The organism is Allobosea sp. GW821-FHT12C12 (genome assembly GCF_058807355.1).
Window position 1 is genome coordinate 1 of sequence record NZ_JBXAQP010000034.1, and the last position, 1,301, is coordinate 1,301.

Below are 1,301 nucleotides of genomic sequence, written 5' to 3' on the forward strand. Positions count from 1 at the left end.
AGCTGGAGACCCGCAAGAACCTACCGTGCTGGGCGGTTTCGTGGTTCACTGGCCCATCGGCGTGATCGGTGGGCTGGTTCATGGAACAGCGGTCGTTTTTTGGGCTGTCGGAGCATCTTGAGCGTCTGAGCGCGATTGGCGATCCGCTGGAAGTCCTGGAGCGGGCGGTCGACTTTGAGTATTTCCGCGGCTGGCTGGTCGACGGGCTTGGCTATGGCGACGGAGCCAAGGGCGGGCGCCCGCCCTTCGACCCGGTCTCGATGTTCAAGGCGCTGATCCTGCAGGCGCAGCACAATCTCAGCGATGCGAGGATGGAGTTCATGATCCGGGACCGGCTGTCCTGGATGCGCTTCCTGCGCTTCGATCTGGGCGGGCCGACGCCGGACGAGAACACGATCCGGCACTTCCGCGACAGGCTGACCGAGACCGGCACGCTGCGGCGGGAGATGAAGGCCTTCGACTGGCAATTGCAGAAGAAGGGCTACATCCCGATGTCGGGCCAGATCGTCGATGCCTCGCTCGTGCCGGCGCCGAAGCAGCGCAACAATGACAGCGAGAAGGAAGCGATCAAGGCCGGCGAGACGGCGAAGGAGATCTGGCCGGGGGAGCCGAACAAGGCGACGCAGAAGGACGTCGATGCGCGCTGGACGCTGAAGATCGGCGGCAAGATCCGCCACCGGCCGGACGGAACGCCGCTGCCGCAGATCGCGTTGCCGGTCCTCGGCTACGAATCCCATATCGCCATCGACCGGCGTTTCGGCTTCATCCGCGAGAGCGCGGTGACCTCGGCTTCGCAGGCTGACGGGCGGATGCCGCCGCGGCTGGTGACGACGCAGAACACCTCCTCGGAGGTCTGGGCCGACAGCGCCTACCGCTCGCAGACCAACGAGAAGTGGCTCTCGGCGAAGATGCTGGTCAGCCGGATCCATCGCCGCAAGCCGCTGGGTCGGCCGATGCCGCAGCATGTCGCGCGAGCCAATGCCGGCAAGTCGGCGATCCGGGCGGCCGTCGAACACGTCTTCGCTCATCAGAAGAACCGGTTCGGCCTGTTCATCCGCACCATCGGCCTGGCCCGGGCCGAAGCGAAACTCATCCTGGCCAACCTCGCCTATAATTTCGACAGGCTGATCTTCCACGAGCGCGCCGGCGCCAGGCGATGAATCCGTCCAAAACCAGTCGGACGGCCGGAAATCGGCCACGGACGGTCGCCGATCAGGCCGAGCGGACGCCAATTCGCGTTCCCGACCCATCCGCCGCCCCACCGCTCGCCAAATTCACCAGGTATTCGCGGGCGCCCAGAT

1 protein-coding gene is annotated in these 1,301 nt (G+C 65.6%); it reads left to right on the forward strand.

What is annotated here, in order from left to right:
- The first annotated feature begins 80 nt into the window (after window positions 1-80).
- Window positions 81-1,160 carry a transposase gene (locus AC1RRW_RS22275; protein WP_492903903.1) on the forward strand — a complete coding sequence of 360 codons (1,080 nt, stop codon included), beginning with the start codon at window positions 81-83 and terminating at the stop codon, window positions 1,158-1,160.
- Window positions 1,161-1,301 lie beyond the last annotated feature (141 nt).

What these genes read in the sequence shown, in the direction of transcription:
- AC1RRW_RS22275 (WP_492903903.1), top strand. Translation starts at nt 81, where the DNA reads ATGGAACAGCGGTCGTTTTTTGGGCTGTCGGAGCATCTTGAGCGTCTG.